Origin of the sequence: Bacillus luti (genome assembly GCF_009739945.1) — a bacterium.
GTDB classification, from domain to species: domain Bacteria; phylum Bacillota; class Bacilli; order Bacillales; family Bacillaceae_G; genus Bacillus_A; species Bacillus_A luti.
This window is the reverse complement of the sequence record NZ_CP040336.1, coordinates 111300-127950: the sequence shown is the minus strand read 5'-3', so window position 1 is coordinate 127950 and position 16651 is coordinate 111300. Positions and strand designations below refer to the sequence as shown.

The 16651-nt window shown below is 39.5% G+C and carries 16 protein-coding genes; 1 reads left to right on the top strand and 15 read right to left on the bottom strand.

Annotation, left to right across the window (positions count from 1 at the left end; translation table 11 throughout):
• Positions 1 to 4: 4 nt before the first annotated feature.
• Genes EUC40_RS00625 through nuoA form a run of 10 tightly spaced genes read right to left on the bottom strand, consistent with a single transcriptional unit; the run spans position 5 to position 9018 of the window.
• Positions 5 to 1507, bottom strand: coding sequence for an NADH-quinone oxidoreductase subunit M (locus EUC40_RS00625; protein WP_156573197.1), 1503 nt, complete (start codon positions 1505 to 1507; stop codon positions 5 to 7).
• Positions 1504 to 3366 (bottom strand): NADH-quinone oxidoreductase subunit L, encoded by a 1863-nt coding sequence (gene nuoL, locus EUC40_RS00620; RefSeq protein WP_156573196.1) that lies wholly within the window; start codon positions 3364 to 3366, stop codon positions 1504 to 1506. The genes EUC40_RS00625 and nuoL overlap by 4 nt, the downstream gene beginning before the upstream one ends.
• A 29-nt stretch (positions 3367 to 3395) precedes the next feature.
• The gene (nuoK, locus tag EUC40_RS00615; RefSeq protein WP_000100075.1) at positions 3396 to 3710 is read right to left on the bottom strand and encodes an NADH-quinone oxidoreductase subunit NuoK; all 315 of its coding nucleotides are present in this window, start codon (positions 3708 to 3710) and stop codon (positions 3396 to 3398) included.
• Positions 3703 to 4230, bottom strand: a complete 528-nt coding sequence (locus EUC40_RS00610) for an NADH-quinone oxidoreductase subunit J (protein ID WP_071711214.1) — start codon at positions 4228 to 4230, stop codon at positions 3703 to 3705. The genes nuoK and EUC40_RS00610 overlap by 8 nt, the downstream gene beginning before the upstream one ends.
• Entirely contained in the window at positions 4227 to 4646 is a 420-nt protein-coding gene (gene nuoI / locus EUC40_RS00605) for an NADH-quinone oxidoreductase subunit NuoI (protein ID WP_000677191.1), read from the bottom strand. The genes EUC40_RS00610 and nuoI overlap by 4 nt, the downstream gene beginning before the upstream one ends.
• Before the next feature lie 25 nt (positions 4647 to 4671).
• Positions 4672 to 5673 (bottom strand): NADH-quinone oxidoreductase subunit NuoH, encoded by a 1002-nt coding sequence (nuoH, locus tag EUC40_RS00600; protein WP_000573430.1) that lies wholly within the window; start codon positions 5671 to 5673, stop codon positions 4672 to 4674.
• A complete protein-coding gene (nuoD, locus tag EUC40_RS00595; RefSeq protein WP_156573195.1) occupies positions 5673 to 6773 on the bottom strand; it encodes an NADH-quinone oxidoreductase subunit NuoD in 1101 nt (366 codons plus the stop codon). The genes nuoH and nuoD overlap by 1 nt, the downstream gene beginning before the upstream one ends.
• Positions 6774 to 6776: 3 nt before the next feature.
• Positions 6777 to 8144 carry an NADH-quinone oxidoreductase subunit C gene (locus tag EUC40_RS00590; protein ID WP_156573194.1) on the bottom strand — a complete coding sequence of 456 codons (1368 nt, stop codon included), beginning with the start codon at positions 8142 to 8144 and terminating at the stop codon, positions 6777 to 6779.
• On the bottom strand, positions 8141 to 8659 hold the full coding sequence (nuoB, locus tag EUC40_RS00585; protein ID WP_071711210.1) for an NADH-quinone oxidoreductase subunit NuoB: 519 nt from the start codon (positions 8657 to 8659) through the stop codon (positions 8141 to 8143). The genes EUC40_RS00590 and nuoB overlap by 4 nt, the downstream gene beginning before the upstream one ends.
• Positions 8650 to 9018, bottom strand: coding sequence for an NADH-quinone oxidoreductase subunit NuoA (gene nuoA / locus EUC40_RS00580; RefSeq protein WP_000179277.1), 369 nt, complete (start codon positions 9016 to 9018; stop codon positions 8650 to 8652). The genes nuoB and nuoA overlap by 10 nt, the downstream gene beginning before the upstream one ends.
• 292 nt (positions 9019 to 9310) lie before the next feature.
• Here nuoA and EUC40_RS00575 point away from each other — a divergent pair, with 292 nt between their 5' ends.
• On the top strand, positions 9311 to 12040 hold the full coding sequence (locus EUC40_RS00575) for a putative bifunctional diguanylate cyclase/phosphodiesterase (protein WP_156573193.1): 2730 nt from the start codon (positions 9311 to 9313) through the stop codon (positions 12038 to 12040).
• Positions 12041 to 12128: 88 nt separating this feature from the next.
• On the opposite strand, the gene EUC40_RS00570 is transcribed toward EUC40_RS00575, so the two are convergent.
• The 5 genes from EUC40_RS00570 to atpG form a co-directional block, all read right to left on the bottom strand.
• Entirely contained in the window at positions 12129 to 12773 is a 645-nt protein-coding gene (locus tag EUC40_RS00570; protein WP_156573192.1) for a DUF975 family protein, read from the bottom strand.
• A 44-nt stretch (positions 12774 to 12817) separates the two neighbouring features.
• Positions 12818 to 13603 (bottom strand): DUF975 family protein, encoded by a 786-nt coding sequence (locus EUC40_RS00565; RefSeq protein ID WP_156573191.1) that lies wholly within the window; start codon positions 13601 to 13603, stop codon positions 12818 to 12820.
• A 131-nt stretch (positions 13604 to 13734) separates the two neighbouring features.
• Entirely contained in the window at positions 13735 to 14136 is a 402-nt protein-coding gene (atpC, locus tag EUC40_RS00560) for a F0F1 ATP synthase subunit epsilon (RefSeq protein ID WP_000847215.1), read from the bottom strand.
• 20 nt (positions 14137 to 14156) lie between these two features.
• Positions 14157 to 15563 (bottom strand): F0F1 ATP synthase subunit beta, encoded by a 1407-nt coding sequence (gene atpD, locus EUC40_RS00555; RefSeq protein ID WP_001032594.1) that lies wholly within the window; start codon positions 15561 to 15563, stop codon positions 14157 to 14159.
• Between the two features lie 116 nt (positions 15564 to 15679).
• Positions 15680 to 16540 carry a F0F1 ATP synthase subunit gamma gene (gene atpG / locus EUC40_RS00550; RefSeq protein ID WP_000157703.1) on the bottom strand — a complete coding sequence of 287 codons (861 nt, stop codon included), beginning with the start codon at positions 16538 to 16540 and terminating at the stop codon, positions 15680 to 15682.
• Between the last annotated feature and the right edge of the window lie 111 nt (positions 16541 to 16651).

Sequence of the window (16651 nt, the reverse complement as noted above, 5' to 3'; positions counted from 1 at the left end):
CATCCTACTTCACCCCCAATGTTTTCAATGTATTTTGAAGCGGATCCCCTAATATTTCTGGCATTACCCCAATTGCAATAATGCAGAAGATAAGCAATAGGACGGGGACATACTCCCATCCGTGTATATCAGATTTCACTTCCCACTCTTTCTTACCAAATGTCACTTGCAGTGTGGCCCTTAATACGTACACTGCGGTTAAAATAATGCCAAGTACCCCGACCGCCGCAATGACTGGTTTTCCTTGGAATAAACCGAGAAAGGCAAGAAATTCGCTAACGAATCCAGACATCCCTGGCAATCCAAGCGATGCCATTCCTCCTGCTAAGAAGAAGCCGCTAAGTATTGGGACACTTTTTGCGAGTCCACCAAGCACTGTAATGTCTGATGTTCCGAAACGTTGTTCTATAACACCGAGTAAGAAAAACAGCAAGGCTGCAATTAAACCGTGCGATACAACCTGGAATAGCGCCCCTTGTGTACCCGGTGCATTAAGTGCCGCAAGCCCCATTAAAACAATTCCCATATGTGAAATACTAGAGTAGGCAAGTACCTTCCTAAAATCCGTTTGGATGAGTGCTAAAAAGGCACCGTACAATAAATTAATGACTCCTAAAATCGCAAGTAACGTCGCAAACTCGCGAAAGTATTCCGGGAATAATCCCTGTCCGAAACGGATAATACCGTAAGCCCCAATCTTTAATAAAACGCCAGCATGAAGCATAACTACTGCCGGATGCGCCTCAATATGCACATTGACCATCCAGCGATGCAACGGGAACACGGGAAGTTTAATTGCAAAAGCAACCATTATGGCAATAAATACACCAAGTTGTAAGCTACTTGGGATGATCTGTCCTTCCCCAGCACTTCCGCTCGTTAATATCTCTTTCAGTTCCGCAATATTTGTCGTACCTGTTTTCGCAAACAAAATCGAGAAAACGATGAGTAAAATAGCTGAGCCAATCCCGTTATATATTAAATAACTATATGCAGCTTTCTCACTCGACAATTTCCCCCACTTCCCAATTAATAAGAACATTGGCGGCAACGTAATTTCAAAGAAGATAAAGAACAGCATTAAATTTTGAGCAGCGAAGACACCTAGCATCCCTATTTCTAGCATGAGTAATAGCATATAAAATGCTTTCAAATTTCTTTTAATAGAAAAGGCAGCAATTGCTGCAAGCATTGCTAGAAGGGCCGTCAGCACCATCATGACAAGTGATAACCCGTCAATACCGAGTTCATAGTAAATGGAAAACCATCTTTTATCCACTGCCGTAAAATCCCCAAATTTAATCCATTTCACTTTTTCATCAAATAGCGATAAACTCTTTCCAGAAGCATATGTACAAGCGAGGACGATAGCAATTCCAAATGGAAGCGCCGTCCCGAATAAACCGAGCGCTCGTACTGTACGCGATTCTTTTTTCGGTGTTAATACAAGTAAGAGAATTCCTAACAGCGGGGAAAAAATGAAGAACGTTAACAACAAATCATTCATCGTAAATCCCCTCCCGTATAGAGCAAAATAATGACGAGTAATGCGAGCGAAACTGCTGTTACAGTGCCATATACTTGTACATTCCCGTTTTGAAGTTTCGATCCTATGCTACTCGCACCTTTAACCAAACCGCGAGTTAAAACTGCGATTCCTTCTACAACATATACTTCAAACAAGCGAAGCACATGAGCGATTCCTTTCGTAATAGGCAACACCGTAACATTGTATAGTTCATCCACATAATATTTTTCTTTCAGGAGATTATGAAGGAAGGATCCTTCTCCTCCAGCCCAGTTTCTTGAGATAGTTTTCTTTCCATATATGACATAAGCAAGAGCAATTCCCGCAAATGAAACGAGAGTCGCAACAACCATAATCCAAACTGGCCCATGTGCTTCTTCCACTTTGAACGCCACATCTTTCGTAAGCCAATCTCCGAGAAACGTCCCAAACCATGGTGTATTTATATATCCCGCTATTATCGCGAGAACGCCGAGAACAATCATCGGATACGTCATAACGCGGGGCGACTCATGCACATCTTCCTTCGTCTTCGCTTCCCCAGTAAAGACAAGGAAGTATAGGCGAAACATGTAAAATGCCGTTAAGAATGCCGCAATGACTGCTAATATGAATAAAAAGTAATTGCCATTCATCCAAGTCGCAGCCAAAATTTCATCTTTACTAAAGAACCCAGAAAGGAGTGGAACCCCACTAATTGCAAGTGTCCCTATTAAAAACAGCGCACCCGTTACTTTCATCTTCTTCTGTAAACCGCCCATTTTATTAATGTTTTGCGTATGCACTGCATGAATTACACTTCCTGCCGCCAAGAATAGTAGTGCTTTAAAAAAGGCGTGTGTCGTTAAATGGAAGACACCGGCTACATAACCTGCAGAACCTAGCGCAAGCATCATATATCCAAGCTGGCTAACTGTAGAATAAGCAAGTACTCTCTTTATATCCGTTTGTACAAGGCCGATAGAGGCCGCAAAGATTGCAGTGAAAGCGCCAACGACTGCCACTGTCTGCATCGCTACCGCACTTGCCGAAAATAACGGGAACATCGTCGCTACTAAATATACGCCAGCTGCAACCATCGTCGCCGCGTGAATAAGCGCTGAAACAGGCGTCGGTCCTTCCATTGCATCAGGTAGCCACGTATGAAGCGGAAACTGACCTGATTTCCCCATCGCACCGACAAAAATTAATATTGCCGTTATTGTAATCATAGAAGGAGAGAGATCCCCCGTATGAATCGCCCTAAAAATTGCATCATATTCAAAACTACCTGCGTGCCAAAAAATTAAAATCATCCCAATAAATAAACCAACATCGCCAATACGTGTCATAATAAAAGCCTTTTTCGCAGCAGCCTTCGCTTCTTCTTTAAAGAAATAAAAACCGATGAGTAAAAATGAACCAAGGCCCACTAACTCCCAAAATACGTAAAGCTGTAATAAATTCGTCGATATGACGAGCCCTAGCATCGCAAATGTGAAGAGCCCTAAGTACGCATAAAAGGTTGGTAACCTTTCATCACCTTTCATATAACCTTTCGAATACACATGTACAAGCAAACTTACAAGTGTAACGATAAACAACATTAAAGCTCCTAATGCCGTCACCTCAAAGCCAAATGATATATCTATATCTCCAACTCTAAGCCATACCCACTTATGCTTCACTGGTACTGTCGAAAACCTTTCTATTAATACAAGTACCGCGAATATAAAGGAGAGAAAGATGAAGAAACTACTAAGTACGCTGCTTCCTTCTCTAATTTTCTTCCCGAACATAATAAGTAACAAAAACGAAACAAGCGGGAAAAGCGGTATGAGCCATGCATAATCGATCATTGTTTCCTTCCCCCTTTTCGGTCACAATGCTATCCTTTGAGCGTATCCATTTCATCTACATGAACTGTCGTGCGATTACGGTACAAAGCAATTAAAATAGCGAGTCCTACCGCCGCCTCCGCTGCCGCTACAGCCATCGTAAACAACGCGAAAATTTGCCCTGTTAAATTCGGAAACAAACCTAATTTGCTAAACGCCACTAAGTTTAAATTGGCAGCGCCCAGCATTAATTCGATACAAACTAATACGATTACCGTATTTCGCTTCGTTAAAGCTCCAAATAGACCGATGCAAAACAAAATAATCGCAAGTGTTAAATACGCAGAAGCTGGAACACTACTCATTGGAATCCTCCTCTTTCTCATCCTTCTTCGCAAGAATAATTGCGCCAACAAGTGCTACAAGTAAAATAACCGAGGTTAACTCAAATGGAATAATATATTTTGAATAGAGAAGTGTACCGATTTGAAGTGTGTTGTTTTCATGGAGAGGTAAACTTCCTTGTGTGGTGCTTTGATTTGAAAAATCGATACTATTAACAGCGAAATACATAACTGCTCCAAATGCTACAACCGCAAAGAAGATAATCCATTTTCGAAGAGTAAGACGCGATTCATTTTCCGCGTTATGTTTCGTTAACATAATGCCAAAAATCATAATGATTGTGATCGCACCAGAGTAAAGTAAAATTTGTGCAACGCCGATAAATTCGGCTGATAAAAGAAAGTACAAACCTGCAATGCTAAGAAATGTAAGAACGAGAGCTAGCATCATATGCATGACTTTCGTTAAGTTCAACATAAGAACTCCGCCGATAATTGCAGACAAGGATAGTATAAAGAATGCTACAAACTCGCCATTCATGCTTTATTCTCCTTCCTGACGTTTTCGTCGTTTTCGTCAAGCCACTGCAAATTTTTAAACAAATCATCACGTGAATACTCCGCGAGCTCAAAATTATTTGTCATGACAATTGCCTCTGTCGGACAAACTTCTGTACACAAATCGCAAAGAATACAAATTTCAAAATTAATATCGTACGTATCTATAATTTTTCCTTTCTTCGTAGGATCAGGATGTTTTTTTCCCGTTAATTGAATACAGTCTGTCGGACAAATGTTAGAACATTGATTACAAACAATACATTTTTCTGGATAAAATTTTTGAATCCCCCGAAAACGGTCGGGCAATGGCAACGGCTGATTTGGATAATCGTACGTTACCTTCTTCTTACTCAAATTACTTAATGTATATTTTAATCCTTTAAATAGTCCTTTCATCTCTTGCTGGCACCCCCCTCATAGATTAGAAGAATAACTCCTTAATCAATGCCGTTAAGAAAATATTTGCCAGTGCAATTGGTAATAACACTTTCCAACCAAACTCCATTAACTGGTCACCTCTTATGCGCGGAAACGTGACGCGGAACCAAATTAATAAGAAGACTACACTGCTAAATTTCAAAGCAAACCATACAGCTCCTGGGATAAATCCAAGAAACATAACTGGATTCCATCCACCTAAAAAGAGTACTGTAATTAAAGATGCCATTCCGAAGAAATATACGTACTCTGAAAGCATGAAAAACGCCCAGCGAAACCCTGAGTATTCCGTATGATATCCAGAAACAAGTTCCGACTCAGCTTCTGGTAAATCAAACGGCGTCCTATTTAACTCTGCTACCGCTGCGATTAAAAACACGACGAAACCGATTGGCTGCACGAAAATGTACCAAACATTCTCCTGCGCTGCTACGATTTCATTTAAATTTAGGCTACCGGCTAACAAAACGATGCCAATTACACTCATTACGAGCGGAATTTCATAAGAAATCATTTGCGCCGCCGCACGCATCCCCCCTAAAAGGGAATATTTATTATTCGACGCCCATCCTCCAGTTACAACACCGATCGTCGTAATGCCGGAAACAGCAATATAATAAAGCAGCCCGACTCCAATATCTGCAAACTGAAATTTATCAGTAAACGGGATAACTGCGAGCACCATAAATGCTGGTGCGAATGCAATGACGGGCGCTAATATAAATAACGGTTTATCTGCTGCTTTCGGAATACTATCTTCTTTCAATAATAGTTTCAAAACATCAGCTACCGTTTGCAGTAGACCGAACCGGCCTCCAACTTGGTTTGGTCCAATCCTCCCTTGCATAAATCCCATCACTTTTCGCTCTGCCAAAATACCGTATGTAACGAAGCCAAGGACTGCAAATAATAGGAGCACCGCTAATCCGAAAAAAATGAAAAAATTCGTCCAGCTTGAAGGTGATTGTAAGAGCGTCTCAATCATTAGCCATCAACCTCCCCAAGTACAATATCAACCCCACCTAAAATCGTAATTAAATTGGCGATATTTTCACCTTTCAATAACTTCGGTAAAATTTGCAAATTATAAAAAGAAGGTCTGCGGAATTTCAAGCGATACGGCTCTTTCTTCCCATCACTAGCAATATAGCAACCAATCTCTCCGCGCGGTGACTCTATACGCACGAACGCTTCCCCTTTAGGAGCCTTAATAATTTTAGGTACTTTCGCCAGTACAGCTCCGTCTTTCGGGAATTGCTGGACTGCTTGCTCGACAATTTTTAACGACTCCTCAATTTCTTCCATTCGGCAAACGTAGCGATCCCAAGCATCCCCCACGCTCCCAACAGGAATATTGAAATCGAAGCGATTATAAATCGAATACGGCTCGTCTTTGCGAAGATCCCAGTTTACTCCGGTGCACCGCAAATTTGCTCCGCTTAAAGAATACGCAATTGCTTCTTCCGCGCTATAAATACCAACGCCCTTCACACGATTCAAGAAAATTTCATTACCGCTAACGAGGTCATGGTAACCTGCCAATTGCTCTCTCATATATGGAATAAACTCTTCCACCTTTTCAATCCAGCCATCCGGCGCATCCCACTTCACACCGCCGACCCTCATATAGTTAAAAGTAAGCCTTGCACCGCATAATTCATTTAATAAATTGATAATCATCTCTCGTTCACGAAATGCATACAAAAACGGACTAACCGCCCCTATATCAAGAAGATTCGTCCCCCACCAAACGAGATGACTCGCAATTCTTCCTAGTTCCATCGCAAGTACTCGCAAGTATTCGGCACGCTCTGGGATTTCAAGCCCCATCATCGTCTCTACAGCATGGCAAATGACGTAATTATTCGTCATGGCCGATAAGTAATCCATTCGATCTGTATAAGGAATAATTTGCGTATACTGTAAGCTCTCAGCAATTTTTTCAGTCCCGCGATGCAAATATCCAATAACCGGCGTAGCTTCTTTAATAATTTCCCCGTCAATCTTAATAACAAGTCTGAACACACCATGTGTACTTGGATGCTGAGGCCCTACATTCAAAAGCATCTCTTCCGTACGAATCATAAGCTACACCTCCACATCATACGGTTCATAATCTTTTCTAAGCGGATATCCAACCCAATCATCAGGCATTAATATGCGTGATAAATTCGGATGCCCCTTAAATACAATACCGAGCAAATCATACGCTTCTCGCTCCGGCCAATCTGCCCCTTTCCAAAGCGTTGTCACCGACTCTACTTGCGGCGCCTCCCGATCCAGCTTTACTTTCACCGCTACTGACTGTTTCTTTCCATATGAAAATAAATGAACATACACTTCCATATGTGTCACAAAATCCGTCGCATGTAGCTCGGACATGTAATCAAAAGCAAGTCCCTCATGGAATCGCAATGACTCCATCACTTCATAATATTTCGCGGAATCCACCACAAGAGTTGGTACATCTTTTGAAAGTTTATTAATGTAGGAATCTACTAATGCACTCTCTCCTACTTTCTCCCTAATAACCTCAACATACTGATTTAAATAAGGCTGATTCATAGAAGGTTCTTCCTGCTTCGGCTCATCTTCTGTCTTACCTTCAGCGCCCTTTACCTTCGCCCTTGCCGCTGCTGCCGCTTTTGCCTTTGCTGCTGCAATCGCCTTTGCCTTTTCATCTCCCGAATCTCCATCACCTTGCGAGGATTTTGCCTTCGCTAGTGCCGCCGCTTTCGCTTTTGCTGCTGCCACGGCCTTTGCCTTTGCTTTTGCCTTTTCCTCTTCCGTTACTCCTTCGCTTCCCTCTCTTTTCTGCTTCGCTAACGCCGCTGCTTTTGCTTTCGCTGCCGCTGCTGCCTTCGCCTTCGCTTTGGCTTTTTCTTCTTCCGGTACTCCTTCTGTTCCTTCTCTCTTTTGCTTCGCTAACGCCGCTGCTTTTGCTTTCGCTGCCGCTGCTGCCTTCGCCTTCGCTTTGGCCTTTTCTTCTTCCGGTACTCCTTCTGTTCCTTCTCTCTTTTGCTTCGCTAGTGCAGTCGCTTTTGCTTTCGCTGCCGCTGCTGCCTTCGCCTTCGCTTTGGCCTTTTCTTCTTCCGGTACTTCTTCGCTTCCTTCCCTTTTCTGCTTCGCTAACGCCGCTGCTTTTGCCTTAGCGGCAGCTGCTGCCTTCGCCTTCGCTTTGGCCTTTTCTTCTTCCGCTACTTCTTCGCTTCCTTCTCTTTTCTGCTTCGCTAACGCCGCTGCTTTTGCTTTCGCGGCGGCCGCTGCACGTCGTTTTGCCTCTTCTACGGTCAGTTCGTCATTTTTTGGTAGCGCTTTCTCTTTTTCCTGATTTTCTGCCTCAATTTTACTTATTTCTGCCCCATGTTTCGCAACAAGGCGTTTTCTCGCCTCTTCCTTCGCCCGCCTAGCAGCTTCTTTTTTTAAATCCTCTAACTCTTTATTTGGATCACTCATTTATTCGTCACCTGCTTTCCTGTCTTTGCCTCGTAACGAATTTTTTCTTTTAACTTATTAATTCCATAAATTAAAGCTGCAGGATTTGGTGGGCATCCAGGAATATACACATCAACTGGAACAATTTGATCTACACCTTTCACAACAGCGTACGAATTTACATATGGACCACCCGCTGTCGCACAAGATCCCATCGCAATAACCCATTTCGGTTCAGGCATTTGATCGTATAAGCGCCGAACAATAGGAGCCATCTTCTTCGTTACCGTTCCCGACACAATCATGACATCCGATTGCCTTGGTGAAGTCCGAAAAAATGACCCAAATCGATCTAAATCGTAATGTGATGAACCTACTCCCATCATTTCAATGGCGCAGCATGCCAGTCCAAACGTCATCGGCCATAAAGAATTGCTCCGTGCCCATCCTTTCAACTGTTCCAATGTAGAAAAAAAGATATTTTGTTCTAATTCCGCTCGTTCATTTGGATGTAATTCCTCAAAATTTATAACCATTGTAACACCTTCTTTTTCCAAGCATACGCTAATCCAACTAGCAACATTACTACAAAGATAAGCATTTCAATTAATGCAAATAAACCTAGCTTGTCATACGCAACAGCCCACGGATATAAAAATAAAGTTTCTACATCAAAGATGACAAACAATAAGGCAAAAATATAATAACGAGCATGAAACCGAATATTCGCATCATGAAAAGGCTCAATTCCACTCTCATACGTCGTCGCTTTCGCTGCACTCGGCTTGTTTGGGCGCAACATTCTTCCTAATGTAAGAGCCACTACCGGCAGCAATATGCCTACTAGCAAGAAAATCAAAACGATCATATAACTATTTTCATATACACTTGCCATTGTGAAACCCTCCCCCCTAAATTCAGAACAAGTTCACATAGTAAACAATATGTCCTAGTTGCAGTAATTATTATTTTTAAATTTTTCTAAATAATGCAACTATTTTAATCATTATAGCAAACTTCAAATTCCTATGTCGATATGTTGGGGACAGAAACAAAAATTATTAAAATCTATTTTTATAACTTGCTATATCTGTGCAAAATAAACATAGAAATTATATATGTCTTTTAGTAATCGTAAAAAAATAAAAAGAAAAGTTTATATGTATATAACAACGTAGGTGATATAAATGAAAAAACAAACACATGTAAGTATTCTTATAAGCATTATATTGTTGTCTATAGTGATTCATTACGTAGCAATGCCTTTTCTATATGAATACTCTTTTCCTTTTCAAATAGTAATCGGAATAAGTACCTTATTAATTGATATTATCGCTTGTAGCTATATACTCTATTTTTCAAATATAAAAAAAGGATTACCTCGTTTATTTTGGATGATATTATCAGTTGGAACTCTTTCTTATTTCATCGGTGATATAGTCGTTGCCTATCAACGTTTAATTTTAAAAGACTTCTATACATTCGTTGATCCGTCCGATTTTTTTTACTTACTTTTTTTAACTAGCTTTGCGCTTGCCTTTCTATACGAAATCATTTACAACCGAGATTTATTAGAAAAGCTTTTTATGATATGTGATATTTGCATTATCGTTACAGCCCAGTTTACTTTAAGTTACTACTTGCTCATTGAACGAACCATTCACGTTTTTACAACATCCTATATCGACATATTTGTTCAACTTACCTATCCAATGGTTGATTTACTCTTTCTTTTAATAGGAATCAATCTTTTATTTAGACCATTATCCTTATTACCAAAAGGGGTTGGTGCACTTCTTGGCAGTGCTTTAATTTTATATGCTACTACGGATGCTATTTATGCTTATATAAAATACTTCACACCAGACTATTCTATGTTTACAATTACTCCGCTCTATCAAGTTGTCTTAGTACTAGTAGCAATCGCCTGTATTCTCCATACAAAAGAACCTGAAAAACAAGAACAAGTACTATTAACGCCTAAATTTGGTGAATCCATTCGATTATCATTACCTTATATTTCAGTAGTCATGTTGATTGTTTTTATATTGGTCGAAAATGTTTTTGCACCTATTGTAGTAATCGGGCTTATGATCACTTTCACTTTCGTCCTCATACGTCATAGTTTAGTTCGAAAACAAAATAAAATATTATTATTAGCCCAAATGCAATTTAATTTAGAACTTGAGAAACAAATTGAACTACGTACAGAAGATTTAGTTAAACAAAAAAACGAATTATATCATAACCAACAAATGTTTAAATCTTTATACGAGCATCATCCAGATCCAATCTTCACATTAGATTTGTACGGTAATTTTCTCAAAGTGAATAACGCTGGTACTACGTTACTTGGTTATCAAACGAATGAATTATTAAATCAGCCCTATTACTCACTCATATATGAAGAAGATTTAGAAGAAATTATCCATGCCTTTCATCATGTGAAAAAAGGAAGTTCTATTTCTTTAGAAATACGGGCATATCACAAAAACAGAGATATTTACTACTTGCATGTTACGGCCGTTCCCATCTTTTTAAAGGAGCATATTTCTGGGGTTTATTTAATGATTAAAGATATTACGGAAAGCAAACAACAACAAGAACAAATTAATTTCCTAGCATATCACGATACTTTAACAGAGCTTGCAAATCGCCGTTCATTTCATCAATATTTAGAAAAGGCGATTGCACGAGCAAAACTAACTAAAAGGCCTTTTGCGGTTATGTTTCTTGACCTAGACCGCTTTAAAGTAATTAATGACACCCTCGGACACCGGGTAGGAGATCTCCTTTTAATTGCAGTAGCAAGAAGACTTGAACAAATATCGACATCAAATATGAAACTTGCTCGACTAGCTGGGGATGAGTTCACAATCCTCATCGAAAATTATAAAAAAAAGCCAGATGTACAAAAAATAGCTGATACGATTGTAGCAGCCATGAACGAACCATTTGAAATCGAAAATCAACATTTACAAATCTCACCGAGCATCGGAATCGCGATATATCCTGAAGCAGGTGAAGATCCTTTGTCCATTTTACAGCATGCTGACATGGCCATGTACGAAGCAAAAAACAGAGGGAAAAACGGTAGCTCTCTTTACACGAAAGAACTATATAAAAAAATAGAACGAAAAGCTCGAATTGAAAAAGATTTACCACTCGCTTTAGTAAATAAAGAGTTCTATCTCGTATATCAACCACAAATTGATATTACAACGAAAAAAATTATCGGTGCGGAAGCATTAATACGCTGGAAACACCCACTACTAGGCGACATCTCGCCGTGTGAGTTCATTCCTATTGTAGAAGAGACTCCTCAAGTCATCCCACTTGGACATTGGGTGCTAAAAGAATCATGTTGCCAATTAAGAATGTGGCAAACTCTCGGCTACACAGATTTAAAAATGAGTGTAAATTTATCAGCGAAAGAATTTCAGCAGGATCAATTAATCGAAAATATTTCCCAAATACTAAAAGAAGTCAAAGTTAATCCTAAATCTGTGACACTCGAGCTAACTGAGAGAATCGCGATGATTAATGAGCAGGAAACATTATTAAGACTCAAGCAATTGAAAGAATATGGCATTCACACATCTATTGATGACTTCGGTACCGGCTACTCTTCTCTTGCATATTTGTCAATTTTCCCTATCGATACATTAAAAATCCCAAGAGAATTTACACAACTAGCCGACCATCGTCCTGAAGAAAGAGCCATCGTTTCAACCATTCTTTCTCTTGCGAACACTTTAAATCTTTCAGTCGTTGCCGAAGGAATTGAAACAGAAAAACAGCTGAAATTTTTACAAAAAAACAACTGTAAATATATGCAAGGTTACTATTTCAGTAAACCTCTAACAAGTAAGCAATTTATAAGGTTTCTACAAAAAACACCCAGTATGAACAAATAGTTCACACTGGGTGTTTTTATCCCTCTAGTTGCGAGCAGTAAATAGCGGGGGATGGCCAAAGGCTACTTACAGTTTTACTTTATATTGCTCAAATTTTTTTCTCATAATATTCTTCTGCAATCTCTTCGTAAAAAGCTGCAGCTGTTGTATAGAAATATGGAATTAACCATAGGAATCCTATCCCGAGTGTAATACAACTTAATATAAACCAGCCAATAAAACTTAAACATAATAAGAAATACTCCATTTTATGTCCATCCATCATACGACGGCTTTCTGTAATAGCTTGGTTTAATGAATACTCAGGATGATCGTTTATAATAAAATATGTCATCGCATAAGAAAACGATTTAATAATGCCCGGAATAATGAGAAGTAACGTCCATAAAAAAAGATAAAGATTCACTAATAAATATACTAAAAATGATTTTAGAAATCTTTTCGCATCCGTAAACCAAACAAATATATTACCGATGCTAGCTTGTTTTTCACGAATGATATTTAAAGCAAGATAATATCCACCTAAAGTTAACGGCCCACTAACCAAAAATGTGAGAGTGTTTATTATTAGTGAACCTCCTGTTTCTTGCCAATCCAAAATGGAATAAAATCCCCAATCAATACTAAAACTAAAAGCCGTGATAAGGATCGAAATAAGTAATGTTGCTCCAACTGCTAAGCCCCATTTTCCTTCAAGCGAGTCTAGCGCTTCTCCTTTTAAATCACTAATCATAACTTTCCTCCTATACTCAATAATTCTATTAGTATAGCATGTTCCTACTGCAATTCACCTTTTGAAATGTAGCGATAAAAATGTGCTGTCGTTGTACTCATATACGGACTAACCCAAAGAAAACCTATTCCAAGTGTAAGAATTGCTAAAAGTGCCCAACCTATAAAACTCAGGCATAAAAGGAATAAATCTAATTTATGTCCCTTCATAAGACGCTTACTTTCTTTCATTGCCTGTGACACACTATATTCCGGATGTTCAATCATCACATAGTACGTCAGCGCATAAGAAAAGTACATTACAATCATACCAACAATTGAAATAGCCAATAGTACGAAGAAAGCAATTGTAAACGACAGATTTCCTTCTTCACCTAAGAATATGAATAAACCTGTTAACAACATCGGAATCCATGTACCTGTATATAATAAAATCGCAAGCATTGCCCACATTGTTTTGATCATTCTTTTAAAACCACGAAATCCTTCAAACAAGTAATCTACTTTAGCATCTTCTCGTTTACTAATTTGTAGAAACACATTCGTGTAACCGTATGAGGTAATACCATAAGATGCATTACTCAAAATAATCATTATGCAATAGAAAATCCCAAATGTAACAGCTGCTCCAATTGACATCGTTTCCGCTTCAACTGACCCAGCTAAGCTAACAACTAAGAAAAATATAATAATTCCTGGAATTAAAAGTATAAGCATTGCAGCCATTGAAACAACATAACTTAAAATAAAATATAAAATTGTTGATCCAACACCTAGTCCCCATTTTCCCTTTAAAGAGTGCAATGCTTCTCGTTTCATTTCACCGATCATGTTTTCATCCCCTTTATAAATTGTTGTACATTCTCTACTTATACGAGCATCAATACAATTATACCATTTTTGTAAAATTATCCATAAACTACATAAAAAAATCCGTAAAGGCAAAGCCTTTACGGATTTTTTTATTTCATATCAGAAACGTTTAAACGGTTCACAGCACGTTGTAATGCCATTTCTGCACGTCTAAAGTCAACATGTGCTTGTTTGTCTTGCATACGTTGCTCAGCACGACGCTTCGCTTCATTTGCACGATGGATATCGATATGGTTTGCTTCTTCAGCAGATGATGATAATACAGTTACTTTATCTGGACGAACTTCGATAAAGCCACCGCTTACTGCTACATAATCAGTGTGTCCACCATTTTTCAGACGAACTGCACTAATTTTTAATGGTGCAACAGTTGGAATGTGACCTGGTAAGATCCCCATTTCCCCACTCTCTGCTTTTACACTTACCATTTCTACTTCTTTTTCGTAAACCGGTCCATCAGGAGTTACAATACTGACTGGAAATGTCTTCATACTTCGTCCCTCCTAAGGCCTTACGCCATCATTTTCTTCGCGTTCTCAATAACTTCTTCAATGCCACCAACTAAACGGAATGCATCTTCTGGAAGGTCATCATATTTTCCTTCTAGAATTTCTTTGAAGCCACTAACTGTATTTTTTACAGGTACATAAGAACCTTTTTGACCCGTAAACTGCTCAGCTACGTGGAAGTTTTGAGATAAGAAGAATTGAATACGACGAGCACGATGTACAACTAACTTATCTTCTTCAGATAACTCATCCATACCTAAGATAGCGATGATATCTTGAAGCTCTTTGTAACGTTGTAAAGTTTGCTGCACTTGACGTGCTACTTCGTAATGCTCTTCTCCTACGATTTCTGGAGAAAGTGCACGAGATGTAGATGCTAATGGATCTACGGCTGGGTAAATACCCATTTGCGTTAAACGACGCTCTAAGTTTGTTGTTGCATCTAAGTGAGCGAACGTTGTAGCTGGTGCTGGGTCAGTATAGTCATCGGCTGGTACATATACCGCTTGGATAGACGTGATAGACCCTTTATTTGTAGATGTAATACGCTCTTGTAATTGACCCATTTCTGTTGCAAGTGTTGGTTGGTAACCTACCGCAGATGGCATACGACCAAGAAGGGCAGATACTTCAGAACCCGCTTGCGTGAAACGGAAGATGTTATCGATGAACAATAGTACGTCTTGTCCTTGCTCATCACGGAAATGTTCAGCCATTGTTAAACCTGTTAATGCAACACGTTGACGTGCTCCAGGTGGCTCGTTCATTTGTCCGAATACCATCGCAGTTTTCTTGATTACGCCAGAATCGCTCATTTCGTGGTATAAGTCATTACCCTCACGAGTACGCTCACCTACACCAGCGAATACAGAGATACCACCGTGCTCTTGTGCGATGTTATTGATTAACTCCTGAATTAATACTGTTTTACCTACACCGGCACCACCGAATAGACCGATTTTACCACCCTTAATGTAAGGAGCAAGTAAGTCTACTACTTTAATACCAGTTTCAAGAATTTCTACTTTAGTAGATAATTCTTCAAATGCAGGTGCTTGACGGTGAATTGGATCACGACGTACATCCGCAGGAACATCACCATCTAAGTCAATTGCATCACCTAATACGTTGAATACACGACCAAGTGTTGCATCACCAACTGGTACAGAGATTGCTTTACCAGTATCTTCTACTTCTGTGCCACGAACAAGTCCATCTGTGGAAGACATCGCAACTGTACGAACTGTGTCATCACCTAAATGAAGTGCAACTTCAAATGTTAGGTTCATGCTTCCGTTTTCGTTGCTTTGTTTTACCGTAAGGGCGTTGTAGATTTCTGGTAGCTTTCCGCCATCAAACTTAACGTCTACAACCGGACCCATGATTTGCGTAACGCGCCCTTTATTCATCGGGTTCCCTCCTAGCTTTCTTTTAATTAGCCAGCTTTCTAAGAGAAGTCGGCTTTTAATTTTTATTAGTTTAGCTTACGCAGCTCTTTTGAACGAACCGCCTACGCTTTTTAATACTACTCTAACGCTGCTGCTCCACCAACGATTTCCGTAATTTCTTGCGTAATCGCTGCCTGACGCGCACGGTTGAATGAAAGTGTAAGTGAATCGATAACTTCCATTGCGTTGTCTGTAGCACTCTTCATTGCTGTCATACGCGCTGCGTGTTCACTTGCTTTACCGTCTAGTAATGCACCGTACACTAAGCTTTCTGCGTATTGTGGCAATAATACTTTTAAAATTTCTTCTTCAGAAGGTTCGAATTCATAAGCTGTCGTCGGTTTATCAGACGCCACATCAGTAAGCGGTAAAATTTTATTTTCCGTTACTTCTTGTGAAATTTTACTTACGTAATGGTTGTAGTAAATGTACAGCTCATCATAAGCACCATCTGCGAACATCGCAATTGCTCGAGAAGCAAGGTCTTTAATATCAGTAAATGATGGGTGGTCAGATAATCCAACTACTTCATCAATGATGTTAAAGCCGCGACGTTTTAAATAATCACGTCCTAGTCGTCCAAGCACAATAATAGAATATTGGTTTGAATCCATATTATGACGTTCACGAATTACGTTACTAACTGTACGTAATACGTTACTGTTATAACCACCTGCTAGTCCGCGATCAGATGTAATAACGATGTATCCTGTACGCTTTACAGGACGCGCATTTAGCATTGGATGATTAATCCCTTTGCTTCCTTGCGCAATGCTCGCTACTACTTCTTGAATCTTTTCCATATACGGAACGAAAGATTTAGCATTTTGCTCTGCACGGTTTAACTTAGATGCAGATACCATCTCCATCGCTTTCGTAATTTGACTCGTTTTCTTTGTCGAGGTAATCTTCGCTTTTATATCGCGTAAAGATGCCACAGGTTTTCACCACCTTTTTTCCGGAAGTTGGCACGATTAGTAAGAATCCTCTTCCTAATCTACGTTGCAAGATATTCTTGCTCATGATTGAAGGAAAAGAATAGGTGCACC

Bases quoted from the DNA above. Each gene is read 5' to 3' on its own strand.
- nuoA (WP_000179277.1), bottom strand. From the start codon at position 9,018: ATGGCAAGTGTATATGAAAATAGTTATATGATCGTTTTGATTTTCTTG.
- nuoH (WP_000573430.1), bottom strand. From the start codon at position 5,673: ATGATTGAGACGCTCTTACAATCACCTTCAAGCTGGACGAATTTTTTC.
- nuoB (WP_071711210.1), bottom strand. From the start codon at position 8,659: ATGGTTATAAATTTTGAGGAATTACATCCAAATGAACGAGCGGAATTA.
- nuoD (WP_156573195.1), bottom strand. From the start codon at position 6,773: ATGATTCGTACGGAAGAGATGCTTTTGAATGTAGGGCCTCAGCATCCA.
- nuoK (WP_000100075.1), bottom strand. From the start codon at position 3,710: ATGAGTAGTGTTCCAGCTTCTGCGTATTTAACACTTGCGATTATTTTG.
- atpC (WP_000847215.1), bottom strand. From the start codon at position 14,136: ATGAAGACATTTCCAGTCAGTATTGTAACTCCTGATGGACCGGTTTAC.
- EUC40_RS00565 (WP_156573191.1), bottom strand. From the start codon at position 13,603: ATGATCGGTGAAATGAAACGAGAAGCATTGCACTCTTTAAAGGGAAAA.
- EUC40_RS00575 (WP_156573193.1), top strand. From the start codon at position 9,311: ATGAAAAAACAAACACATGTAAGTATTCTTATAAGCATTATATTGTTG.
- EUC40_RS00625 (WP_156573197.1), bottom strand. From the start codon at position 1,507: ATGAATGATTTGTTGTTAACGTTCTTCATTTTTTCCCCGCTGTTAGGA.
- EUC40_RS00570 (WP_156573192.1), bottom strand. From the start codon at position 12,773: ATGATTAGTGATTTAAAAGGAGAAGCGCTAGACTCGCTTGAAGGAAAA.
- nuoI (WP_000677191.1), bottom strand. From the start codon at position 4,646: ATGAAAGGACTATTTAAAGGATTAAAATATACATTAAGTAATTTGAGT.
- atpD (WP_001032594.1), bottom strand. From the start codon at position 15,563: ATGAATAAAGGGCGCGTTACGCAAATCATGGGTCCGGTTGTAGACGTT.
- nuoL (WP_156573196.1), bottom strand. From the start codon at position 3,366: ATGATCGATTATGCATGGCTCATACCGCTTTTCCCGCTTGTTTCGTTT.
- EUC40_RS00590 (WP_156573194.1), bottom strand. From the start codon at position 8,144: ATGAGTGATCCAAATAAAGAGTTAGAGGATTTAAAAAAAGAAGCTGCT.
- EUC40_RS00610 (WP_071711214.1), bottom strand. From the start codon at position 4,230: ATGAATGGCGAGTTTGTAGCATTCTTTATACTATCCTTGTCTGCAATT.